This is a genomic window from Alteromonas aquimaris, assembly GCF_026183695.1.
Classification (GTDB): Bacteria; Pseudomonadota; Gammaproteobacteria; order Enterobacterales; family Alteromonadaceae; genus Alteromonas; species Alteromonas aquimaris.
The window spans coordinates 405,048-428,883 of sequence record NZ_JAPFRD010000011.1 but is presented as its reverse complement, the minus strand read 5'-3'; the positions used below and the strand labels follow the sequence as shown (position 1 = coordinate 428,883).

At 44.5% G+C, this 23,836-nt stretch carries 17 protein-coding genes; 3 read left to right on the top strand and 14 right to left on the bottom strand.

Annotation, left to right across the window (positions count from 1 at the left end; all coding sequences use genetic code 11):
• Positions 1-194: 194 nt before the first annotated feature.
• Positions 195-821: an LNS2 domain-containing protein gene (locus tag OPS25_RS12045; protein WP_265617975.1), complete on the top strand. Its 627-nt coding sequence runs from the start codon at positions 195-197 to the stop codon at positions 819-821.
• Here the strand turns inward: OPS25_RS12045 and OPS25_RS12040 are convergent.
• Both OPS25_RS12040 and OPS25_RS15945 read right to left on the bottom strand, forming a co-directional pair.
• Positions 808-1,773 carry a DJ-1/PfpI family protein gene (locus tag OPS25_RS12040; RefSeq protein WP_265617973.1) on the bottom strand — a complete coding sequence of 322 codons (966 nt, stop codon included), beginning with the start codon at positions 1,771-1,773 and terminating at the stop codon, positions 808-810. The genes OPS25_RS12045 and OPS25_RS12040 overlap by 14 nt on opposite strands.
• A gap of 17 nt (positions 1,774-1,790) precedes the next feature.
• Entirely contained in the window at positions 1,791-2,768 is a 978-nt protein-coding gene (locus OPS25_RS15945; RefSeq protein ID WP_265617971.1) for a GlxA family transcriptional regulator, read from the bottom strand.
• 777 nt (positions 2,769-3,545) lie between these two features.
• Between OPS25_RS15945 and OPS25_RS12030 the strand changes: the two genes are divergently transcribed.
• Both OPS25_RS12030 and OPS25_RS12025 read left to right on the top strand, forming a co-directional pair.
• On the top strand, positions 3,546-4,730 hold the full coding sequence (locus OPS25_RS12030; protein ID WP_265617970.1) for a glycosyltransferase family protein: 1,185 nt from the start codon (positions 3,546-3,548) through the stop codon (positions 4,728-4,730).
• The gene (locus tag OPS25_RS12025; RefSeq protein ID WP_265617969.1) at positions 4,663-5,898 is read left to right on the top strand and encodes a hypothetical protein; all 1,236 of its coding nucleotides are present in this window, start codon (positions 4,663-4,665) and stop codon (positions 5,896-5,898) included. Before OPS25_RS12030 ends, OPS25_RS12025 begins: the two co-directional genes overlap by 68 nt.
• 158 nt (positions 5,899-6,056) lie before the next feature.
• On the opposite strand, the gene tuf is transcribed toward OPS25_RS12025, so the two are convergent.
• The 12 genes from tuf to nusG all read right to left on the bottom strand — a co-directional run bounded on the left by tuf (position 6,057) and on the right by nusG (position 23,835).
• Positions 6,057-7,241, bottom strand: a complete 1,185-nt coding sequence (gene tuf, locus OPS25_RS12020; RefSeq protein WP_265617968.1) for an elongation factor Tu — start codon at positions 7,239-7,241, stop codon at positions 6,057-6,059.
• A gap of 63 nt (positions 7,242-7,304) precedes the next feature.
• On the bottom strand, positions 7,305-9,407 hold the full coding sequence (gene fusA, locus OPS25_RS12015; protein ID WP_265617967.1) for an elongation factor G: 2,103 nt from the start codon (positions 9,405-9,407) through the stop codon (positions 7,305-7,307).
• A gap of 21 nt (positions 9,408-9,428) precedes the next feature.
• Positions 9,429-9,899, bottom strand: coding sequence for a 30S ribosomal protein S7 (gene rpsG, locus OPS25_RS12010; protein ID WP_265617966.1), 471 nt, complete (start codon positions 9,897-9,899; stop codon positions 9,429-9,431).
• Positions 9,900-9,972: 73 nt separating this feature from the next.
• Positions 9,973-10,347 (bottom strand): 30S ribosomal protein S12, encoded by a 375-nt coding sequence (gene rpsL, locus OPS25_RS12005; protein ID WP_265607900.1) that lies wholly within the window; start codon positions 10,345-10,347, stop codon positions 9,973-9,975.
• Between the two features lie 295 nt (positions 10,348-10,642).
• On the bottom strand, positions 10,643-14,821 hold the full coding sequence (gene rpoC / locus OPS25_RS12000; protein WP_265617965.1) for a DNA-directed RNA polymerase subunit beta': 4,179 nt from the start codon (positions 14,819-14,821) through the stop codon (positions 10,643-10,645).
• An 80-nt stretch (positions 14,822-14,901) separates the two neighbouring features.
• Complete coding sequence (gene rpoB / locus OPS25_RS11995; RefSeq protein WP_265618423.1) at positions 14,902-18,930, bottom strand: DNA-directed RNA polymerase subunit beta; 4,029 nt, start codon at positions 18,928-18,930, stop codon at positions 14,902-14,904.
• Positions 18,931-19,212: 282 nt separating this feature from the next.
• Positions 19,213-19,587, bottom strand: coding sequence for a 50S ribosomal protein L7/L12 (gene rplL / locus OPS25_RS11990; protein ID WP_265617964.1), 375 nt, complete (start codon positions 19,585-19,587; stop codon positions 19,213-19,215).
• Positions 19,588-19,643: 56 nt separating this feature from the next.
• Positions 19,644-20,162 carry a 50S ribosomal protein L10 gene (gene rplJ / locus OPS25_RS11985; protein ID WP_169211504.1) on the bottom strand — a complete coding sequence of 173 codons (519 nt, stop codon included), beginning with the start codon at positions 20,160-20,162 and terminating at the stop codon, positions 19,644-19,646.
• A 300-nt stretch (positions 20,163-20,462) separates the two neighbouring features.
• Positions 20,463-21,158, bottom strand: a complete 696-nt coding sequence (rplA, locus tag OPS25_RS11980) for a 50S ribosomal protein L1 (RefSeq protein ID WP_265617963.1) — start codon at positions 21,156-21,158, stop codon at positions 20,463-20,465.
• 4 nt (positions 21,159-21,162) lie between these two features.
• Positions 21,163-21,591, bottom strand: coding sequence for a 50S ribosomal protein L11 (rplK, locus tag OPS25_RS11975; RefSeq protein ID WP_169211502.1), 429 nt, complete (start codon positions 21,589-21,591; stop codon positions 21,163-21,165).
• 442 nt (positions 21,592-22,033) lie between these two features.
• Entirely contained in the window at positions 22,034-23,059 is a 1,026-nt protein-coding gene (locus tag OPS25_RS11970; RefSeq protein WP_265617961.1) for a mechanosensitive ion channel family protein, read from the bottom strand.
• Between the two features lie 230 nt (positions 23,060-23,289).
• The gene (gene nusG, locus OPS25_RS11965) at positions 23,290-23,835 is read right to left on the bottom strand and encodes a transcription termination/antitermination protein NusG (RefSeq protein WP_265617960.1); all 546 of its coding nucleotides are present in this window, start codon (positions 23,833-23,835) and stop codon (positions 23,290-23,292) included.
• Between the last annotated feature and the right edge of the window lies 1 nt (position 23,836).

Below are 23,836 nucleotides of genomic sequence, written 5' to 3'. Positions count from 1 at the left end.
TCCGTCAGCAAAAAAATTTAGCCATTCTTTTTATCGCGTAAGTGAATTTAGCGAAAAACTAGTTAGTTATAGTTTTGGAAGCATTGGCATTTCGGGTTATTTTACATGGGTGAGTTAACAAATACAGTTGCGTTAGTTATTTTGTTTAGATTACCTATCACAAGCAGATACACGGCAGGAAAGGAAGGCGGATTTTGCGAGCGTTAACTATCATCATCAATTTAATTATAATAGCGGGATGTACTACATTATCTGAGCAGCCAATACCAGTAGCCCCTGAAGCTAGCAACCAAGCAATCATTTTTGATATAGACGGTACGCTGACACCAAAACCCATTGCAATCAACACCGCGCGAGAACATGCGTCTCGAGCCGTTAATATGTTCGCAGAACACGGCTATACCATTATCTATTTAAGCGCGAGGAACTTATTCTTTCAATTTCCCATTCCAGGCTGGCTTGAAGAAAATAATTTTCCAGCAGGCACAATTCACGTCCCGCGCACTCATACTGAGCACTTTAATCCCGCAAAATTTAAGTCTCAGATATTACAGGAATACATCAGCAAAGGATGGAAGCTAGTCGCTGCTTATGGAGATACTTACACTGATTTTGAAGCTTATTCTAAAGCAGGTATTCCACGTGAACGCATTTTTGCCGTACAGAGAAAAGGTGCTGAGCAGTGTCAGTTGACGGAACAAGTATGGGCGGAATGTCTAACTGGATGGCAGTCACATTTTGAAAAAATCATGCAAATAATCAATCTTGAAGGAACGGCGGGGCAAACATTACCCCCCGTCGAGGCAGTCACAACACATTGATTTTCTGTTGAAAGGTGAATGTTTTATGGTGAGGATCGATATCCGTGACGAAGTACTGATATTCAAGCGGCGTCTCATTAGCGACTTTATGCCATACGTCCGTTTGTTTTTGATATTGCCAGCCTTGTTTACCTACTTGCTCTTGTATCTGGGATAATACAGTCTCTATTTTTGCATCAGTATCAATTTTATGGTGTTGTTGCCACTGGTCTTCGTTTCCATAGTGGTGCACACGCTCAGCGTTGAATTTTGTGTCATCAGCAAAATCGATATGTAAGTCTGGCAAATACTTATCTGCCATCAATCCTCGTATAAAACCTGTGTCAGGATCCCAGTCGTATTCCATGTGCATGGCTATTTCTCTGGCCTTCTGCAAACCTGATTGTTGACTTACTACATATAAGGAAGCGTCAATCCCCGAAGACAACCCTGCTGAGGTGACTATATTGTCACTATGGGTATACCGTACATCTGACCTAACGATGATACCGTCGTAATTATCTTCAAGCATATCGAGTGCACTAAAAAAAGTTGTCGCTTCTTTGTTCTTCAACAGTCCCGCGTCGGCTAAAAGTAAAGCGCCAGTACATACCGAAAGAGTGAAGTCAGTTTGCTTGGCATGTTGACCTATCCATTTTATGTGACGTGCAGATTGAACATTGTGTACGTGTCCACCAGGAACCAGCAGAATATCGAATTGTGGCGCGTCGCGATAACTGTAATCAGGAGTAACTTTCATCCCCATGGTAGTAGTAATTTGCTGCCCATCGGATGATACAGTCTTTACACTATACTTCGCGTGTCCAAACACCTCCCATGGCCCCGTAAAATCTATAATTTGTACCCCATCGAATAGTAGAATACCCACCGAGGGTTGCTCTTCCGCTTTAGTTATTAGTGTTTGTGAGAATAAAAGTATGACTGCACACAACATAAATAGAGCTTTTTTCACTGGTATTCATCCTTATTTTATTGAAGGTCACTTTTTCCAAATCGTAAGCGGTAGTCTGAAGGGGGTACCCCAAAATGATGTCTAAATCTTCGACAAAACACATCTGCGCTATTGAAACCGCAACTTGCAGCTACCTGTTCTACCTGCTTTTGAGACGTAACAAGCAAATCCTGCGCGTATTCAAGGCGAATTTTTTCCAGCATTTGTTTAGGACTCATCGCTGTCTGATTCATTAATTCACGTCTAAAGTGACGCTCACTCATATTGACCAGCTCCGCCATATCTGCGACCTTGATATTCTTGTGAAGGTGTTTAATCAGCAGCTCACTCAGGTTTTCCAACCTTCCTGAAGTGTTAACTTGTAAACTAAGTGGTTCAGAATACTGCGATTGATTGCCCGAGCGACGCATGTACATCACCATTTCGCGCGCTATATTGGTTGCTTCGCGGGCACCTAAATCTTGTTCAATTAAGTGCAAGGTCAGATCTAGTCCCGCACTTAACCCCCCAGAGGAGAAAATGTTACCTTGCGCAACATACAGCGCTTTTTCGTTGACTACGCAATTAGGAAAAGACTGCTGTAGCTGTCGCGCAAAGCGCCAGTGGGTAGCGATTTGTCGATGTTCAGCTAAGCCCAATGCAGCCAGAATAAATGCACCGGTGCAAATAGACGCAACCTTGTCTGACCGCTTCGCCACTGTAGTTAATGCGTCGGTTACGTTTACCTGCTTGATCAGCTCCCGACTGCCTTCGCCGCCAGGAAGTATCAACACATGCAAGCGTTCAACAGTGTCAAGGGTCTGGTGAGGAAGCAGGGTGATCCCGTTCGCCGAGGTCACTGGTGCCATCGACTCACTGATTAACGACACTTGGTACGGCGGTGGTTTATCTGCACTTTTGGCCCGTGAACTGGCTTCAGTAAAACAATCGTATGCACAGGTCACATCCATCGGCTGGAAGCCAGGGTAAATGAAAATACCTATTTGCTTTGCCACAGTGTTCTCCTCCTCAATGAGACTACTATACTTTGATCACAGGCCGGCCGAAAGGACACATAGCCGACTATTTCGGCCAAAATAGAGCAGGATATTATGAGCAAAGCGCGAGGTGAAAGCTAAAAAACCTAAATTTAATAAGTGCTCTGACACATTACTATTAGTGATACTAGTCAATGGCATGTATTATCGAAATAACAATAACTTGGCATTGATGTTAAGGATGATTAAAAACCTGCTTATCAAATCCTGTTTTTCACGTCTTATTGTTTTATTGCAAATTTTACTGGTGAGCGGCTGTATTGACTTCTGACCAAGAAGCGAGCGTCTGGGACACGGACTATTTCATGATACAAGATACTAGTAGTAGCCCCAGGTATGCTGATGGATTTTTCGATCACATGGCCAAGTAGCTTTCGGATAGAGGGTTTACTGATCCTAAGTGTTGGAATAATCAATAACACTATTGATAGTTTTAATTACATACATTCGGCCGTGTATTTTTTAAGGCAGTCTTCTCCAGAGTCCTTAATGCGGAAATGAGGTGTATTGGCCTGTTAGGGGTTTCGTGATATTAATTATTTAGCAATTCGTTTAGCACCTAAGCGTTCCTCATTACGTTTTCCTATTCAATTTTACCCAAATAAAATCTTTTTCAGGACTTTTGGTACTTATCCTGTAATAGCCTATTCTTATTTAAAAGGATTAGCCGGATATCTGGGTATCAATTAACTTTGAGGGTTCTGTTACGTGTCACATTCAACAAGGAAGATAGAGATGAGAGAGCACCCCCGCATTTTATTTTTAACTTCATCAATTAACTATCCGGCTTTCAACAAGAGAATTAACGCGCTCAGCGACGACACCATGAGTTCTTTAGTTTTAGGCTTCGAACGAAACTTCGAATACCCAACGAAAGACGTCCAAATTTCTACTGTATCACTTGGAAAAATACAGAATGGAAACTATTGGAAAAGGCTTTTTCTGATTCTAAAGGCGATACGAAAGACCGCAGAGATAGTTGGAAACTACGATACCGTGTACTGCTTTGGATTAGATATGGCAATGCTGGCTGTTATATCAACCCTTTTTTCCCCGACCAAAACGTTAGTTTATGAAGTTCAGGACATAAGACCAACACAAACTAACAAAGGACTTATCTCTGGTATAGTTCGAAAAATTGAAAAAATCATCGTAAATATAAGCGACTGTGTGGTGGTCACGTCACAAGATTACATCTGTCAGTACTACGAAAACATTCTCAGGTTAAAAACAGAGAACTTTATAGTCATTGAAAACAAACTCAGCCACGCTCCCGCACGACAAAATATAACCAACTTCGACAACACAACAAACGTCGAACAGCATTTGACAATCGGTTATTTCGGATCTATCAGATGCGAAAAAGCTTGGCAGTATCTTCTTCAACTTTGCGAGAAAAACCCACACAAAATTAAATTGAAGATTCATGGCGCACCTAGTGGAATTGACAATTTCGACGAGAGGCTTAGTAAACACAGCAATATACAATACTTAGGTCCTTTTTTGGATCCCGAGCAGCTAGAAGAAGTGTACAGTAGTGTTGATGTGGTCTGGGCAGCGGGATTCCACGGAAAAGCAAGCTATGCATGGTCACGCTCATGCAGGTTTTATAATGCGGGCTATTTTAACAAACCTATCATATCTCAGGACCTTACATCGGAAGGAAAGGTGGTGAAAAATCTTGATATAGGGTTAACCATCGATATTTCAGATCCTGCCTCAATGAAAAAAATTGAAGATATATCTCATCAAAATTTGAAAACCTGGAAGAGAAACCTGGCAGCTCTCCCTCAAGATATGTTTATCCATAACGGCGAACACAAGCGTTTAATCGAGATGATAAGGGAAAATCATGAACATAATAGAGAAGCTCGTTCACGAAAAACTATCCAAAATACCAGCTTTAAAGCGCGTAATTAGAAACATATACCAGCTTGTACTTTCTAATTTTCCCTCCAGCGATCACTTCGCCTATGATATTGAGATAGCGAAAAATCATTTTTTTGGCTTTCATGATATTTCACCCTGGTCTTTTGATAACAAATACATACTTACCCATAAACTAGTTCAACAGAAACAAAGCCTATCTACACCAGTTGAGATTGGCCTACTGTGTGGACAGACACTCAATAATTACAGACGAGTTGGAATGAGCAGATGCTGGAATTTCCAACAAGGTTCCAGACTACAGTGGATTGGCCGTAGTCACCAATTTCTATTCAACGACCACGCGAACAATAGTGTCGTGAGTAAAGTAAAAAATATTGAAGGAGAAGATTTACATACGTACAAATTCCCTATTTACATTGTTTCTAACGACGGTAAGAGTGCGCTGTCGTTCAGCTTCGACCGCCTGGGGAGAGGGTTAGCAGGGTATGGATATGAATTTTCTCAGGGAAAAAGCGCACAGGAAAAAATACCATCAAATGAAGGACTTTATCTTATTGATATGAAGAGTGAAGAATCAACCATGCTCTTGTCTTTGAGACAAGCAGTATCTTTTCAACCTGAAAAAGATTTCTTCGATTCATATCATTTTTTTTCCCACTGTCTATTTTCGCCTTCAGATAAAAGGATAGTTTTTTTTCATCAATGGGTTACCCCAACTGGTCTGGTAAAAAATAGAATGTTTTCGCTTGATACAAATGGTGAAAATATCTTTCTTTTTCCCACTGATGGCATGGTTTCACATATATCCTGGACGTCAGAAGATCATATCATCGCTTACGCCAGTACCATTCACGGCGGCTCTGGGTATTACTTATTCACAGACCAAAATGATACATTTGAGAAGATAACGACGAAAAAACTATCATCAGATGGCCACCCTCATGCATCAAAAGATGGCAGATGGATAATCACGGATACTTATCCCGATCGTTGCAGGGACCAGTTCCTTAAACTTTATGATTTGAAACATAACATCTGCGAAGACTTATTAAAATTACGGATCCCGTTTTTCTTTCGTGACGAGAAAAGGTGTGACTTTCACCCTAGATGGGACCGGGAGACAAAACTCATTTGTTTTGATGCGGTAATGGATGGAACACGCTCCCAGTGCATTATGAAGGTGCCACTGAAGCCATAAACGCTAATTCGCAGATTTCGATCTTTAAGTTCACCTAAACAGCAGGCAAAAAATCAAAATTACTTCTGATAATTCTAGTCTTGTCTAACGGTATTGCATTAAACCAAAAAAGGCCGCTTGCGCGACCTTTTTCTCAGATGACTCGATGTCAGATAAGATTATTCAATAATCTTAGAAACAACACCAGCACCTACAGTACGACCACCTTCACGGATTGCGAAGCGTAGACCTTCGTCCATCGCGATTGGTGCAATCAGTTCAACTTCAAACTTAAGGTTGTCGCCAGGCATTACCATTTCAACGCCTTCTGGAAGCTGTACCGCGCCCGTTACGTCAGTTGTACGGAAGTAGAACTGAGGACGGTAGCCTTTAAAGAATGGCGTATGACGGCCACCTTCGTCTTTGCTTAGTACGTAAACTTCAGCTTCGAACTTAGTGTGAGGAGTGATTGAACCAGGCTTAGCCAGTACTTGACCACGCTCAACGTCATCACGCTTAGTACCACGTAGTAGTACACCAACGTTCTCACCTGCACGACCTTCGTCAAGCAGCTTACGGAACATTTCAACACCAGTACAAGTCGTCTTAGTAGTATCTTTGATACCAACGATTTCTACTTCTTCACCAACTTTAACGATACCTTGCTCTACACGGCCTGTTACAACAGTACCACGACCAGAGATTGAGAATACGTCTTCGATTGGAAGAATGAACGGCTTGTCGATGGCACGCTCTGGTTCTGGGATGTATGAATCAAGTGCTTCACCTAACTCAACAATTTTCTTTTCCCACTCTTCGTCGCCTTCAAGGGCTTTAAGTGCTGAACCTTTGATTACTGGCAGGTCATCACCTGGGAATTCGTATTCGTTAAGAAGTTCACGAACTTCCATTTCTACCAATTCTAGCAATTCTTCATCATCTACCATGTCACACTTGTTCATGAATACGATGATGTAAGGTACACCTACCTGACGACCTAGAAGGATGTGCTCACGAGTCTGTGGCATTGGGCCATCAGTCGCAGCTACTACCAGGATTGCTCCGTCCATCTGTGCCGCACCAGTGATCATGTTTTTAACATAGTCAGCGTGTCCAGGACAGTCTACGTGCGCGTAGTGACGGCTTGGCGTGTCATATTCTACGTGTGAAGTAGAGATGGTGATACCACGAGCCTTTTCTTCAGGCGCGTTATCGATTTGATCAAAAGCCTGAGCTGAACCACCGTAAGTCTTTGCCAATACAGTAGTGATCGCTGCAGTCAGAGTGGTTTTACCGTGGTCAACGTGGCCGATTGTTCCCACGTTTACATGGGGTTTCGTACGTTCAAACTTTTCTTTTGCCATTTTTCTCGTTTCCTAAGTTAAAAGCCCGACCCAACATAGACCGGACCGAACCTTCATTTAGATTTACATTCTAGCTTCAATAATAGCTTGCGCCACATTATTTGGCGCCTCTGAATAATTGAAGAACTCCATAGAGTACGATGCTCTGCCCTGCGTTGCTGAACGCAAGTCAGTTGCATACCCAAACATTTCCGAAAGTGGCACTTTAGCGCGAACAATTTTAATGCCTGCAACACCTTCTTCCATACCTTCGATCATGCCGCGACGACGGTTTAAGTCACCAACAACATCACCCATCCAGTCTTCTGGAGTGGTTACTTCAACTTTCATCATGGGTTCAAGCAACACCGGATTAGCTTCAGCGGCGCCTTTTTTGAATCCCATCGAACCGGCGATCTTAAACGCCATTTCAGAAGAGTCAACATCATGGTAAGAGCCATCGAACAAAGTAACCTTTACATCCAGTACCGGATACCCTGCGACAACACCATTCTGCAGCTGCTCCTGAACACCTTTGTCCACCGCTGGAATGAATTCCTTAGGAACCACACCACCAACGATTGCATTGACAAATTCGTAGCCTTTACCTTCTTCCTGAGGCTCTATACGAAGCCATACGTGACCGAACTGGCCACGTCCGCCAGATTGACGGATAAATTTCCCTTCGACTTCGACTTTCTTGCGAATGGTTTCGCGATAAGCCACTTGGGGCTTACCCACATTACACTCAACCTTAAATTCCCGCTTCATGCGATCAACAATGATATCCAGGTGAAGCTCACCCATTCCGGAGATGATTGTCTGGCCTGTCTCATCGTCAGTTTTTACGCGGAAAGAGGGATCTTCAGCAGCTAACTTACTTAGTGCCATCCCCATTTTTTCCTGGTCAGCCTGTGATTTTGGCTCAACGGCAATTGAAATGACCGGATCCGGAAATTCCATACGTTCCAGTGTTATCACGTGATTTGGATCACATAAAGTATCACCGGTAGTAACGTCTTTTAACCCGATAGCCGCAGCAATATCACCGGCCCGAACTTCTTTTAATTCAGCCCGATCATTGGCGTGCATTTGTACAATACGACCGAAGCGCTCACGCTTACCCTTAACAGGGTTGTAAACCGTATCACCGGTGTTCACTACACCCGAGTAACAGCGGAAAAACGTAAGCGTACCCACAAACGGGTCAGTGGCGATCTTGAATGCTAACGCTGAGAATGGCTCGTTATCGTCTGAATGACGCTCAGCTTCAGTCTCCTTACCATCATCGAGGATACCGGTAATGGATTTAACATCGGTAGGAGACGGCAAATATTCAATAACCGCGTCTAATACAGCCTGTACACCTTTATTCTTAAAGGCACTGCCGCACGTAGCAAGCACAATTTCATTTTTAAGCGTGCGTTCGCGCAGACCTTCACGAATTTCATCCTCTGAAAGCTCTTCTCCTTCCAGATATTTATTCATTAAGTCATCGGACGCTTCTGCTGCCGCTTCAACAAGTTCACTGCGATACTTGTTCGCTTTATCTTGTAACTCTGCCGGAATATCTTCATAGGTAAAAGTCATACCCATGTCTTCCATATTCCAGTTAATGGCTTTCATCTTCACCAGGTCGATGACGCCACGGAATTCTTCTTCAGATCCAATGTTCAGTTGGATGGGTACACAAGTCGCACCCAAACGCTTACGGATTTGTCCGATTACGCGTTCAAAATCTGCACCGGCACGGTCCATCTTATTGACGAAAACCATGCGCGGCACATGATATTTATCTGCCTGTCGCCAGACAGTTTCTGATTGAGGTTCAACCCCGGAAGACCCACAGAACACCACAACCGCACCATCTAATACGCGCAAAGAACGCTCTACTTCGATAGTAAAATCAACGTGTCCGGGAGTATCAATAATATTGATACGGTGCTGGTGGAACTGCTGTTGCATTCCCGACCAGAAGCAGGTTGTTGCTGCGGAAGTGATAGTAATCCCGCGTTCTTGTTCCTGCTCCATCCAGTCCATAGTGGCAGCACCATCATGAACTTCACCTATTTTGTGTGAAAGTCCTGTATAAAACAGAACTCGCTCCGTTGTCGTGGTTTTACCCGCGTCAACGTGAGCAACAATTCCAATATTACGATACCGCTCAATTGGGGTCTTACGAGGCATACGACTCTCTCAGTTATTTTCTTACCAACGGTAATGTGCGAACGCTTTGTTCGCTTCGGCCATACGGTGCACGTCTTCACGCTTCTTAACCGCTGAACCTTTATTTTCTGCTGCGTCTAACATTTCTGCAGCCAGGCGCTGTGCCATAGACTTTTCGCCACGTTTACGTGCCGCATCTACCATCCAACGCATACCTAGTGCATTACGACGAACTGGACGAACTTCTACTGGTACCTGATAAGTAGAACCACCTACACGACGAGATTTAACCTCTACCGTAGGACGGATGTTGTCTAGTGCTTCTTCGAATACATCTAAATGTGCCTTGCCGGTTTTTTCAGCAACAATTTCAAGCGCACCGTAAACGATTTTTTCAGCGACAGATTTTTTGCCGTCGAGCATTACGACATTCATGAATTTAGCAAGCAGCTGTGAACCAAATTTTGGCTCTGGTAGGATTTTACGTTGACCTACGACTCTTCTTCTTGGCATCTTAATTCTCCGTGGAATTCAGGGATAACCCAAAACTCTTAAATTTCAGTTTGGCCTTACTAACGGAGAACCGTTACGATTTAGGCTTTTTCGCGCCGTACTTAGAACGGGCTTGTTTACGATCGTTTACACCTGCGCAGTCTAATGTACCGCGAACAGTGTGGTAACGAACACCTGGTAAGTCTTTAACACGACCACCACGAATTAGTACAACGCTGTGCTCCTGCAGGTTGTGGCCTTCACCACCGATGTATGAAGAAACTTCATAACCGTTAGTTAAACGCACACGACATACTTTACGTAGCGCTGAGTTTGGTTTCTTAGGCGTAGTGGTATATACACGTGTACATACACCACGTCTTTGTGGGCAAGCTTGTAGTGCCGCTACGTTGCTTTTCGCAACCGGCTTTCTACGTGGCTTACGCACTAACTGGTTAACTGTTGCCATTAACTAGCTCCTGATTAATAACTACAAAAACCCGATACACATGTTCGGGTCATTCATTTTCGGTTTTTTACTTCCGTTTTCATACTGTGCTCGTCAGTATGAATAACGACTCTGAAAACAAAAATTCCGCTTTCCGAAAGGTTAACAGCAAGGTTAACCAAATTTCGGGTCGCGGAATATTAAAGATCAAAGTCGCAGCTGTCAAGCTGTACACAAGATATGCAAATTAAATCCTGTACAGATTGCCAGTCAACGCTTAGCTTGCCGGGCTTTGATACCCGGCAAAACTTAACGTTTACTCTTCGTTAGAAGACTGCTCGCTCACTTCCGCATTCAATGCTTCAGTCAGCGCCTGTTCTGCGTCAGCAGCAGAGACAGACATTTCTTCGATTTCCTGTATACGTCTTTGCGCACGGCGCTGGTGATAGGCAAAACCAGTACCAGCAGGGATTAGGCGTCCAACAATTACGTTTTCTTTCAGACCACGTAAGTCGTCTTCTTTACCTTGTACCGCTGCTTCCGTTAATACGCGTGTAGTTTCCTGGAACGACGCCGCTGAGATAAACGATTCGGTTGAAAGTGATGCTTTAGTAATACCCAGAAGCTGTGTTTCATAAGATGCTGGGATCTTACCTTGCTTCTCGATTTCACGGTTAGCCACTTTTACATTCGACACTTCAACCTGTTCGCCTTCTAGGAACTGTGTATCGCCAGGATGGGTAATAATACACTTACGCAACATCTGGCGGATAACCACCTCGATATGCTTATCGTTTATCTTAACACCCTGTAAACGGTAAACTTCCTGAACTTCGTTCACGATATAGTTTGATACCGCACTGATACCACGCAAACGCAAGATGTCATGTGGTGACTCTGGTCCATCGGCGATAACTTCACCTTTTTCCACGTTTTCACCTTCGAATACGTTGAGCTGACGCCATTTAGGGATCATTTCTTCGTATGGATCACCGTCTTTAGGAGTGATCACCAAGCGTTTCTTACCTTTGGTTTCTTTACCAAAACCGATGGTACCTGAAATCTCAGCCAGGATTGCAGGCTCTTTTGGCTTACGAGCTTCGAACAAGTCAGCAACACGTGGTAGACCACCCGTGATGTCGCGAGTCTTCGAGCTTTCCTGAGGTATACGTGCTAACACGTCACCTTCATTCGCCAATTTACCGTCAGATGCTTCGATCGTAGTAAAGCTTGGCAGACGAATTTCCTGCAAGCCAAACTCATCGCTTTCAAGAATAAGTTTAGGCTCTTTCGCGTTCACTTTAGCCAGGTCTTTAACCACAATACGGGTTAAACCTGTCAATTCATCTTGCTGCATTTCAGTGTTTGAATCATCAATATCAGCAAAGCTGATTTTCGCTTTGCGTTCGGTGATGATTGGGTGGCTGTGCGGATCCCAGTTAGCAACGATATCGCCCGCTTCCACGGATGCGCCATCATCAACACTTAAGATTGCGCCGTAAGGTACTTTATAACGCTCTTTCTCACGACCCTGATCATCGATCATCGTTAACTCAGTTGAACGAGAAACGATCACTACCTTGTCGTCAGTGTTACGTACATACTTCGCATTGTGCAGTTTCAAGCTACCAGAGGTTTTAACCTGAACACTGTTTTCAGCAGACGCTCTTGAAGCGGCACCACCGATGTGGAAGGTACGCATGGTAAGCTGTGTACCTGGTTCACCGATTGACTGCGCAGCAATTACACCCACTGCTTCACCTTGACCAACCATGTGGCCACGGGCTAGGTCACGGCCGTAACAGTTTGCACATACACCAAAGTCATTGTCACAGGTAATTACTGAGCGCACCATTACCTGGTCGATAGAATTGGCTTCAAGCATATCTACTAATGCTTCATCAAGCATTACGTTACGCTCGACTAACACTTCGTCAGAGCCCGGCTTCAACACATCTTCAGCAACCGTACGACCTAGCACACGCTCGCGTAGCGGTTCTACAACGTCCCCACCTTCAATCAACGGAGACATCTGAACACCTTCAAAGGTGCCACAATCTTCATTGGTGATAACCAAATCCTGCGCAACGTCAACCAAACGACGCGTCAGGTAACCTGAGTTTGCCGTCTTCAATGCTGTATCGGCCAAACCTTTTCGCGCACCGTGCGTTGAGATGAAGTACTGTAGAACGTTCAAACCTTCACGGAAGTTAGCCGTAATAGGCGTTTCGATGATTGAGCCATCTGGCTTAGCCATCAGACCACGCATACCTGCTAACTGACGAATCTGTGCGGCACTACCACGAGCACCGGAGTCAGCCATCATGTAAACAGAGTTAAACGACTGCTGCTCTTCTTCCTCACCGTCTTTATTAATGACGATGTCAGTTTTAAGGTTGTCCATCATCGCCTTGGCGACTTTTTCGTTAGCGTTTGACCAGATATCGATAACTTTATTGTAACGCTCACCGGCTGTTACAAGACCGTTCTGGAACTGTTCCTGAATTTCGATGACTTCAGCTTCTGCAGCATCGATAATTTCTTTCTTCGCCGCTGGGATAACCATATCATCAATACCCACCGATGCACCCGCGACCATTGCGTAATGGAAACCGGTATACATGACCTGGTCAGCTGCGATAACGGTATCTTTCAGACCCAACGTTCGGTAACAGGCATTAAGTAGACGAGAAATCTGCTTCTTACCCATCGCCTGGTTAATAATTTCAAATGGCAAACCTTTAGGCAGGATAAGTGAGAATATCGCACGACCAACAGTAGTATCCGTCAGTGTAACTTTCTCAGTCTTAGTACCATCTTCGGCTACGTCATATTCAGTGATACGCACTTTAACCCGAGAATGCAGTTCAGCATTACCGGTGCGGTAAGCTTTTTCAGCTTCGTTAGGGCTGGTAAATACCATGCCTTCACCCAAACCATTCACTTTATCCCGCGTTAGATAATAAAGTCCCAATACAACGTCCTGTGAAGGTACGATGATTGGCTCACCGTTCGCTGGCGACAGAATGTTGTTGGTTGACATCATCAACGCACGCGCTTCAAGCTGAGCTTCGATGGTCAATGGTACGTGAACCGCCATTTGGTCACCGTCGAAGTCAGCGTTATACGCCGCACACACCAACGGGTGCAATTGAATGGCTTTACCCTCAATCAGGGTGGGTTCAAACGCTTGAATACCCAAGCGGTGAAGAGTAGGTGCACGGTTTAGCAACACCGGATGTTCGCGGATTACGTCATCAAGAACGTCCCATACCTCGGGTGCTTCACGTTCCACTAATTTCTTAGCGGCTTTAATCGTCGTCGCTAGACCACGGCCCTCTAATTTACCGTAGATAAACGGCTTGAATAGCTCAAGTGCCATTTTCTTAGGTAAACCACACTGGTGCAAACGCAGCGTTGGACCAACGGTAATTACAGAACGACCAGAATAGTCAACACGCTTACCTAGCAGGTTCTGACGGAAACGCCCCTGCTTACCTTTGATCATATCAGCAAGTGATTTTAAAGGACGCTTGTTAGAACCAGTAATAGCACGGCCACGACGACCGTTATCTAGCAATGCGTCAACCGCTTCCTGAAGCATACGCTTTTCGTTGCGTACAATGATATCTGGTGCAGCAAGATCAAGAAGACGCTTCAGACGGTTATTCCGGTTGATAACACGACGGTATAAGTCGTTCAAATCTGAGGTTGCGAAGCGGCCACCATCCAGTGGAACTAATGGACGTAGATCTGGTGGCAAAACTGGCAGCACCGTCATAATCATCCATTCAGGTTTGTTACCTGATTGCTGGAAAGATTCTAGCAATTTAAGACGCTTGGTAATCTTCTTGCGCTTAGTTTCGGAGTTGATACTAGGCAATTCTTCACGCATCGCGGCAACGTCTGCATCAACGTCGAGGTGAGTCAGCAGATCAAATACCGCTTCAGCACCCATTTTAGCTTCGAACTCATCGCCGTTTTCTTCTAGTGCATCCAGATATTCTTCTTCTGTCAACAGTTGGCTGCGCTCAAGCGTGGTCATACCTGGTTCTGTCACCACGTATGATTCGAAATATAATACGCGTTCGATATCACGTAGCGTCATATCTAACATCAAACCGATGCGCGACGGGAGTGATTTAAGGAACCATATATGAGCAACCGGGCTGGCAAGTTCGATGTGACCCATGCGCTCACGACGCACTTTCGTCAGTGTAACTTCAACGCCACACTTTTCACAAATAACACCACGGTGCTTAAGACGCTTATATTTTCCACACAGACATTCGTAGTCTTTTACCGGGCCGAAAATACGCGCACAGAATAAACCATCACGCTCTGGTTTGAACGTACGGTAGTTAATCGTTTCAGGTTTTTTCACTTCACCATAAGACCATGAACGAATCATGTCCGGTGAAGCTAAACCAATTCGAATATTATCGAATTCTTCAGTCTTATTTTGTTGCTTTAGAAACTTTAATAAGTCTTTCACATTACTCTCCCAGCGGAGTCAGTCTCTATAACCCGGCACCAGGCCGGGTCAGTTACGTCAATTACGAGGCGTTTACTAGCCTAATTCTCTTCAAGCTCAATGTTGATACCCAATGAACGGATCTCTTTAAGCAATACGTTAAAGGATTCAGGCATGCCTGGCTCCATTCTGTGGTCGCCATCTACGATGTTCTTATACATCTTAGTACGACCGTTAACGTCATCCGACTTCACTGTTAACATTTCTTGCAGAGTATAAGCAGCACCGTACGCTTCCAGTGCCCACACTTCCATCTCACCGAAGCGCTGACCACCGAATTGTGCTTTACCACCCAGAGGCTGTTGCGTAACTAGGCTGTAAGAGCCTGTAGAACGCGCATGCATCTTGTCATCAACAAGGTGGTTAAGTTTGAGCATATACATGTAACCTACCGTTACAGGACGCTCAAATGCACGGCCGGTACGACCATCAAACATGCTGATTTGACCACTTTCAGGTAGATCAGCCAGTTTCAACATTGCCTTGATTTCCTCTTCACGCGCACCGTCAAACACTGGCGTCGCAACAGGTAATCCTTTCCGCAAGTTCTCAGCAAGACGTTTAACTTCGTCATCACTGAACGAGTCAATGTCTACTTCCTGATGGTTCTCACCTAAGGTATACACTTCTTTCAAGAAGTCTCTTAGATGTGCAATCTCGCGTTGTTCTTTGATCATGTTATCGATTTTTACACCGATTCCATGTGCAGCCATACCCAAGTGTGTCTCAAGGATCTGACCGATGTTCATCCGCGAAGGTACACCCAACGGGTTTAGCACGATATCTACCGGCGTGCCGTTCTCGTCATAAGGCATGTCTTCAACGGGAACGATGGTAGAAATAACACCTTTGTTACCGTGACGACCCGCCATCTTGTCACCAGGTTGAATGTGTCGTTTAACTGCAAGGTACACTTTCACGATTTTCAACACGCCTGGTGCTAAGTCATCACCCTGGGTGATTTTACGACGCTTGGCTTCAAACTTTTTGTCAAAATCGGCTTTGATTTCGCCGTGCTGTTCTGCACTTTGATCAAGATCATTTTGCATGTCTTCATCTTTAAGCGTGATATCAAACCATTTTTCACGTGGCATGCTATCAAGCTTGGCCTCATCGACACCGGCTTTAATTAGCAAGTTGCGCGCACGAGAGAAGATACCATCAGCAAGAATGTTGAATTCGTCAGACAAATCTTTCTTAACCTGACGTAATTGCATATCTTCAATTTCTAAAGCACGCTTATCTTTTTCAACACCATCGCGGGTAAAGACCTGAACATCAATCACGGTACCGTGTACAGAATTAGGCACGCGCAGTGACGTATCTTTAACATCAGAGGCTTTTTCACCAAAGATGGCACGTAACAATTTTTCTTCTGGAGTAAGCTGTGTTTCACCTTTTGGCGTCACTTTACCTACCAGAATGTCTCCGCCTTTCACTTCGGCACCGATATAAACAACGCCTGACTCATCCAGCTTACCTAGAGCAGCTTCACCCACATTAGGGATGTCGGAGCTGATTTCCTCTGGCCCAAGCTTGGTATCACGAGCGATACAGCTTAGTTCCTGAATGTGAATAGTCGTGAATCGGTCTTCTTGCGCTACGCGCTCAGAAATAAGGATCGAATCCTCGAAGTTATAACCGTTCCATGGCATGAATGCGATGCGCATGTTCTGACCAAGCGCTAATTCGCCTAGGTCGGTTGATGGACCATCAGCTAACACGTCACCAGCAACAATAGGCTCCCCTACATTACAGGTTGGTCTTTGGTTAATACAGGTGTTCTGGTTTGAGCGTGTATATTTTGTCAGGTTGTAGATATCAATACCTGCTTCACCTGGAAGCATTTCATCTTCATCAACCTTAATGACTATGCGGCTGGCATCAACGTAATCTACTACGCCGCCACGTTTAGCCACCACTGTTACCCCAGAATCGACAGCAACCGTCTTCTCCATACCCGTTCCAACTAACGGCTTGTCAGCACGTAGGGTAGGAACAGCCTGACGTTGCATGTTCGAGCCCATCAAGGCACGGTTAGCATCGTCGTGTTCAAGGAACGGAATGATCGATGCAGCAATTGACACGATCTGTTGAGGCGAAACGTCCATATACTTGATGTCTTCTTTAGGCATCAAGGTTGTTTCACCGCGGTGACGACAAGGGATCAGGTCATCTACCAGTTCGCCATTTTCAGTTAACGCAATGTTAGCCTGAGCAATGGGGTACTGACCTTCTTCAATCGCCGATAAATAATCGATTTCATCACCTACAACACCATCAACGATGCGACGGAAAGGCGTTTCAAGGAAACCAAAGTCATTGGTACGCGCGAAGCTTGCCAATGAGTTGATTAGACCGATGTTTGGACCTTCAGGAGTTTCGATTGGACATAAACGACCATAATGCGTCGGGTGTACGTCTCGAACTTCGAAACCAGCACGCTCACGAGTCAAACCACCCGGGCCTAATGCAGAAATACGGCGCTTGTGCGTGACTTCTGAAAGCGGGTTGTTCTGATCCATGAACTGTGACAACTGTGAAGAACCAAAGAATTCTTTAACAGCTGCAGAGATAGGCTTAGCATTGATCAAATCTTGCGGCATGATGTTATCAAGATCACCTAAGCTCAGGCGCTCTTTAACTGCTCGCTCAACACGTACCAGACCTACACGGAACTGGTTTTCCGCCATTTCACCAACAGAACGGATACGACGGTTACCTAAGTGGTCAATGTCGTCCACTTCATCTTTACCGTCACGGATCATGATGAGTTGCTTCATGACCGCAATAATATCTTCTTTATCCAGAGTGCCAGAACCAGTTAGTTCTTCACGTCCTAAACGGCGGTTGAACTTCATACGACCTACAGACGACAAATCGTAACGCTCTTCAGCGAAGAACAGATTGTCGAACAAGGTTTCTGCTGCGTCTTTTGTTGGTGGCTCACCAGGACGCATCATACGATAAATCTCGACTAATGCTTCAAGGCGGTTAGTTGAACTATCGATACGAAGCGTATCAGAGATATATGAACCATGATCCAGTTCATTAATGTAAAGCGTTTCGAACTCTTTAATACCTGCTTTACTAAGCTCAGCCATGGTTTCCAGTGTGACTTCGTCATTCGCATTGACGATGACTTCACCGGTTTCTTCATCCACAAAAGTGCCAGCATAAACGCGGCCTACCAAATACTCAGCTGGAACTTCAAGCTCACTGATATTGGCTTTTTCAAGCGCACGTGTATGGCGAGCTGAAATTCGACGGCCCGTTTCAACCAGTACATTACCTTCTGCATCAAGGATATCGAATTGTGCAGTTTCACCGCGTAGACGATCAGGCACAATTTCCATCATCAGACGGTCTTCATCGATGCGTACTTGTACCTTGTCGAAGAATGTCTCTAAGATTTCTTCGGTGGTCATTTCAAGCGCACGTAAAATAATAGTGGCTGGAAGTTTACGACGACGGTCTATTCGGACAAACAGATTATCCTTTGGATCGAACTCAAAATCTAACCATGAACCACGATACGGGATAACACGAGCGTTATATAACACTTTACCAGAAGAGTGTGTTTTACCTTTATCGTGATCATAGAACACACCGGGTGAACGGTGTAACTGAGAAACGATGACACGCTCAGTACCATTGATAACAAAAGTACCATTTTCCGTCATTAACGGAATTTCACCCATGTACACTTCTTGTTCTTTAATATCTTTTACAGTACCGGGTGCGGCTTCTTTATCAAATAATACTAACCGTAGTTTTACTCTTAATGGAGCTGAATAAGTTACACCTCGTATTTGACATTCTTTTACGTCAAACACAGGTTCACCCAGGCGGTAGCTTACGAACTGTAATTCGGAGTTGCCTGAGTAGCTTTTAATAGGAAATACTGAACGGAAAGCTGCTTCCAAACCGTATTGCCCGTCGACATCGACTTCAATAAATTTTTTAAATGAGTCTAGCTGAATTGAAAGGAGGTATGGAATTTCCAATACCTGTGGGCGTTTGCCAAAATCCTTACGGATACGTTTCTTTTCGCTATAAGAGTAAACCATGGGTTCCTCAGCCTGCTGATTTTTGACCCAACCTGCTATCTGAAATACTACCAGATAACAAACTTCCTCAACCCTGTTTCGGGCAATCTCACCAGCATACAACAAAATTTAACCAATATGGTAGTTAACTTGTTGGTTTACTGCTATTTACGATGAAATCCCGTGTGGTTATCCAGTGTACAACTTAGGGTTAAAAACTGTACACCCCACAGCGCAAAAAGGCTGGTGGTTAAAAAAACCACCAGCCTTGCCAATTAAGGCAGGTAATCTGATTAATTCAGATTACTTGATTTCAACTTCAGCACCAGCTTCTTCAAGCTGCTTCTTCAGTTCTTCTGCTTCGTCTTTGCTTACGCCTTCTTTGATAGCTTTAGGAGCAGATTCAACTACTTCTTTAGCTTCTTTAAGACCTAGGCCAGTTGCGCCACGTACTGCTTTGATAACAGCAACTTTGTTGGCACCGAATGAAGTCATAACTACATCGAATTCAGTCTTTTCTTCTGCAGCTTCAGCAGCGGCAGCAGGACCTGCAGCTACTGCAACAGCAGCAGTTGCTTCAACGCCGAATTTTTCTTCAGCAGCTTCGATTAGCTCAACCAATTCCATAACTGGCATTTCAGCAATCGCGTTCAAAATATCTTCTTTAGTTAGAGCCATTTCTCTAAACTCCCGGGTTTAATAAGTTAAAAAAATCAATATGCCAAAGAAACCAATTACTTGGTGTCTTTGATCGCCGCCAATACGCGCACAAATTTGGTAGGTACTTCGTTGATAGTGCGAACGAATTTGCCCACCGGTGCTTTGAAGGTTGCAAGAAGTTTTGCAAGCGCTTCGTCGCGGGTTGGAAGTGACGCCACTGCATCCAGTTTTTCTGGACCAAGCAGACCACTGCCAATTGAAAGTGCAGTAACTTTAAGCTTATCGTTCTTCTTCCCATAGTCTTTGAAAAGACGCGCTGCACCACCAGGTGCATCGATAGAGAAGCCGTAGATAAGCGGGCCAGTTAAGGCGCTGTCTAAGTCAGCAAATTTGCTGTCTGCCAAAGCACGTTTAGCCAGAGTGTTACGTACAACCTTCAGGTATACGCCTTGCTCACGAGCTTGAACGCGCAGGTCAGTCAGCTCTGCAACTTCCATCCCACGGTATTCAGCGACGGCAACAGATAGAGCGCGAGACGCAACTTCGGAAACTTCCGCTACGATCTCTTTTTTAGCTGCTAATCCTAGTGCCACTGAGTTCACCTCTTTGTATCTGATGATCAAGCAAATTACTTTCACATCAGGGTTCACAGATTGATATAACCGAAATGGTTATACCGCTCTACGGTGTTTGCTACCCCAGAGAGTCTGAGTCAAACCACCGTCTGCGCAGGCTTGTGTATTAAGTGAGCATTGAATGTAAAAGTTCTCTTACCTCTTTTACTGCTGCACGCCTGCGGTCTTGGACGGGAGCTAAAATTTAGCAAGCTAATTTTCAGCTCCAACCCATAACCATATAGAGAAGCTGATGTGCAATCACATCAGCGGGTCGCATTACTGACCTACGCTTGCCTTATCAACAGAAACGCCAGCGCCCATAGTGGTGCTTAAGCTAATTTTCTTGATGTAAGTACCTTTCGCTGAAGAAGGCTTAGCTTTCTTCAATGCTTCAAGTAATGCTTCTAAGTTTTCTTGAATCTGGTTCGCTTCAAAAGCGATCTTACCGATGCTTGCGTGGATGATACCGTTCTTATCGTTACGGTAGCGAACCTGACCTGCTTTTGCATTCTTAACTGCAGTCGCAACGTCTGGCGTTACTGTGCCAGTTTTTGGGTTAGGCATCAGGCCACGTGGACCTAAAATTTGACCTAATTGACCAACAACACGCATAGCGTCTGGGCTGGCAACCACTACGTCAAAGTTCATTTCGCCTTTTTTCACTTGCTCAGCAAGATCTTCCATACCGACGATATCCGCACCTGCTTCTTTCGCAGCTTCTGCGTTAGCGCCTTGGGTGAACACGGCAACACGAACTTCTTTACCAGTTCCGTTAGGTAGTACCGTTGCACCACGAACGTTCTGATCAGATTTCTTGGCATCAATACCAAGATTTACTGCTACGTCTACACTTTCTGCGAACTTAGCAGTAGCTAGTTCTTTTAATAGAGCAACAGCTTCGTTGATTTCATACTCTTTAGTTGAATCAACTTTGTCGCGGATTAGGCGAGCACGTTTTGTTAATTTAGCCATTCGATTAGTCCTCTACGTTCAAGCCCATTGAGCGAGCAGAACCCGCGATAGTGCGAACTGCAGCGTCAAGGTCAGCAGCAGTCAGATCCGGTTCTTTAGTTTTTGCTATCTCTTCTAACTGAGCGCGGGTAACTTTACCCACTTTCTCAGTGTTAGGACGGCCAGAACCACTCTTGATGCCAGCTGCTTTTTTAAGCAAATAAGACGCTGGAGGAGTTTTAGTTTCGAATGTGAAAGAGCGATCTTCATAAACAGTAATTTCTACTGGAACTGGAGCGCCTTTCTCAAGACTTTCAGTTTTCGCATTGAAAGCCTTACAGAATTCCATGATGTTTACACCGTGCTGACCTAATGCAGGACCAACCGGTGGACTTGGGTTAGCAGCACCTGCCGCAACCTGTAGCTTAATTAAGCCAGTTACTTTTTTAGCCATAGTAATTGCTCTCGTTTATGGGTCTAACGCCTCGCAAATATCGAGAATATTTGCTCAAATGGCTTCCCGTTTCCATTTAAAAGGGCGCGAATTATAGATGAATACACAGCCCTTCGCAACCCTAAATGTTGATATTTTGAACTTTCGTGTTCTCATCTGAAACACTGAGCTGTGGTCTGTGGGGCATTAAATTATGTAGGCTTCACAGAGGGCAAAAGATAGTGAAACGCGCCATATCGCTGCAGAAAGGATTGATGTCAAACGCACAAATACAACACTGGGCAGCGGTGAGGGTTCAAGTAATTTTAGTCATGCGCAAGCTAATATCAGGCAATACGAGGACCCTTTCAGGATTGACTCAGACCCTCCAGCTTTGTGCTGGGGGGCCGGGTAAAGGGGTGATGCTTGTGCGCTAAGGAAATACTCGTCATTGCGTAAAGCATTATTCGTTTTGCGTTGATGGCGATAGCCTTTCAAGGGGCAATGGCTCCTTAAAGGTAAGCGTACGATAAGGGAAAGGTATCTCTATGCCGGCCTCATCCAGTGCACGTTTAACCGCACTGACTACTTCACTGCGGGATTTGCGGTGGCCTAATGGAGTAGGACTGGTCCACCAGGTTACTTCGATATCAATACTGCTAGCGCCAAAACCGTTGAGAAAGATTTCTACGGGATGATCATGATCTACAGTTTCACATTGCTTTAATGCTTCCTCGATCACCTCTACCGACTTGTCTGCATCTTCGTCATAAGCGACACCTGTCATGATAGTAATGCGTCTCACATCTCTATCTGTCAGCACGTTCACCGGATTTTTAAATAAAAATGAGTTGGGCATGACGACCAGCTCACCATTGGTTTTACGAATTTGTGTCATCCTGACCGAGATATCTTCAACTCTGCCAAGAATGGATTCACACTCAATAAAATCGCCTGATTCGAAGGGATATTTCCATAACAGCAAAATTCCTGCGAAAAAGTTTTCAAATATTTCTTTGAATGCAAAGCCAATAGCCACTGAAGCAAGACCCAGTCCCCCTAACGCCTTTGCAGGAGTTAAGCCGGGAAACATAATCATGGCCGCTATCAGTAAACCTAAAATCCATACAAAAATAACAGTTAGACGGGAGAACAGTTCGCACAGAGACCGCCTGAGTTTACGCGAATGTGCCACTTTAAATACGGCGCGTCCGATAAGGTTTGAAATGATCCAGGTTAAAATGATGACAATTAAACCGGCGCCTAGATAGGGTAAGCGTTCTATAAAGTCCTGATAAATGTCATACAGTGTTTTTTTCAACATGGCGATGGGGGAAAGTTCAGGTTCAGATGCCATTTCCTCGCTATTTGGAGGCGGCGGGTTTTCATTACCTTGTTCTTGCTGATTTGCTGCCTGTTGCTGGCTTAAAGCTGACATCACATCTTGGCCAAAAGCCAGTTGTACACAAAATGCGACCCATACGATCATTAACACTTTAATCAAAAAGATAGCCCCCAAAAACCAAGTTAATGAGTTAAGTGTAGAAGAAGATTCAGGAATTTCTTAAAAAGAAGAAATAATACAGTTCCACGATGAGGTGAGCATATTTAGAAGCTTCTGGGTTATAACAAATTGCACTGATATTTGATATGCCTAGACTAGCGGGGAGAATAAACAAAAAAAGCGGCTGTAAGCCGCTTTTGAGTAAATAAAAGGAATTAACCCTTTTCGACCTGACCAAATTCCAGATCGACGGGTGTAGACCGCCCAAAAATCAATACTGATACTTTCACGCGGCTCTTTTCGTAGTCGACTTCTTCGACGACACCGTTGAAATCGGCAAACGGCCCATCGGTAACACGTACCACTTCGCCAGGTTCGAATAAAGTTTTGGGCTTTGGCTTATCAACCGACTCTTCAAGTCGGTTTAGAATCGCATCTGCCTCACGCTGTGAAATAGGCATTGGACGATCAGAGGTGCCACCGATGAAACCCAGCACCCGCGGTACGCTCTTAACCAAGTGCCACGAATCTTCATTCATTTCCATTTCAACCAGTACGTAGCCTGGGTAAAACTTACGCTCTGATTTACGTTTCTGGCCTGCACGCATTTCGACCACTTCTTCTGTCGGTACTAAAACCTGCCCGAAGTACTCTTCCATATTATGCATCTTGATGTATTCAAGCAGGGTTTTCTTAACCCGTGATTCATACTGAGAATACGCTTGAACTACATACCATCTTTTCTTTTTTTCTTCAGTCATG

Excerpts from the sequence above, each read along its gene's own strand:
- OPS25_RS12025 (WP_265617969.1), top strand. The coding sequence starts at position 4,663 with ATGAACATAATAGAGAAGCTCGTTCACGAAAAACTATCCAAAATACCA.
- rpsL (WP_265607900.1), bottom strand. The coding sequence starts at position 10,347 with ATGGCAACAGTTAACCAGTTAGTGCGTAAGCCACGTAGAAAGCCGGTT.
- rplA (WP_265617963.1), bottom strand. The coding sequence starts at position 21,158 with ATGGCTAAATTAACAAAACGTGCTCGCCTAATCCGCGACAAAGTTGAT.
- OPS25_RS11970 (WP_265617961.1), bottom strand. The coding sequence starts at position 23,059 with ATGATCGTATGGGTCGCATTTTGTGTACAACTGGCTTTTGGCCAAGAT.
- tuf (WP_265617968.1), bottom strand. The coding sequence starts at position 7,241 with ATGGCAAAAGAAAAGTTTGAACGTACGAAACCCCATGTAAACGTGGGA.
- rplK (WP_169211502.1), bottom strand. The coding sequence starts at position 21,591 with ATGGCTAAAAAAGTAACTGGCTTAATTAAGCTACAGGTTGCGGCAGGT.
- rplL (WP_265617964.1), bottom strand. The coding sequence starts at position 19,587 with ATGGCTCTAACTAAAGAAGATATTTTGAACGCGATTGCTGAAATGCCA.
- fusA (WP_265617967.1), bottom strand. The coding sequence starts at position 9,407 with ATGCCTCGTAAGACCCCAATTGAGCGGTATCGTAATATTGGAATTGTT.
- rpoB (WP_265618423.1), bottom strand. The coding sequence starts at position 18,930 with ATGGTTTACTCTTATAGCGAAAAGAAACGTATCCGTAAGGATTTTGGC.
- nusG (WP_265617960.1), bottom strand. The coding sequence starts at position 23,835 with ATGACTGAAGAAAAAAAGAAAAGATGGTATGTAGTTCAAGCGTATTCT.
- rpsG (WP_265617966.1), bottom strand. The coding sequence starts at position 9,899 with ATGCCAAGAAGAAGAGTCGTAGGTCAACGTAAAATCCTACCAGAGCCA.
- OPS25_RS12030 (WP_265617970.1), top strand. The coding sequence starts at position 3,546 with ATGAGAGAGCACCCCCGCATTTTATTTTTAACTTCATCAATTAACTAT.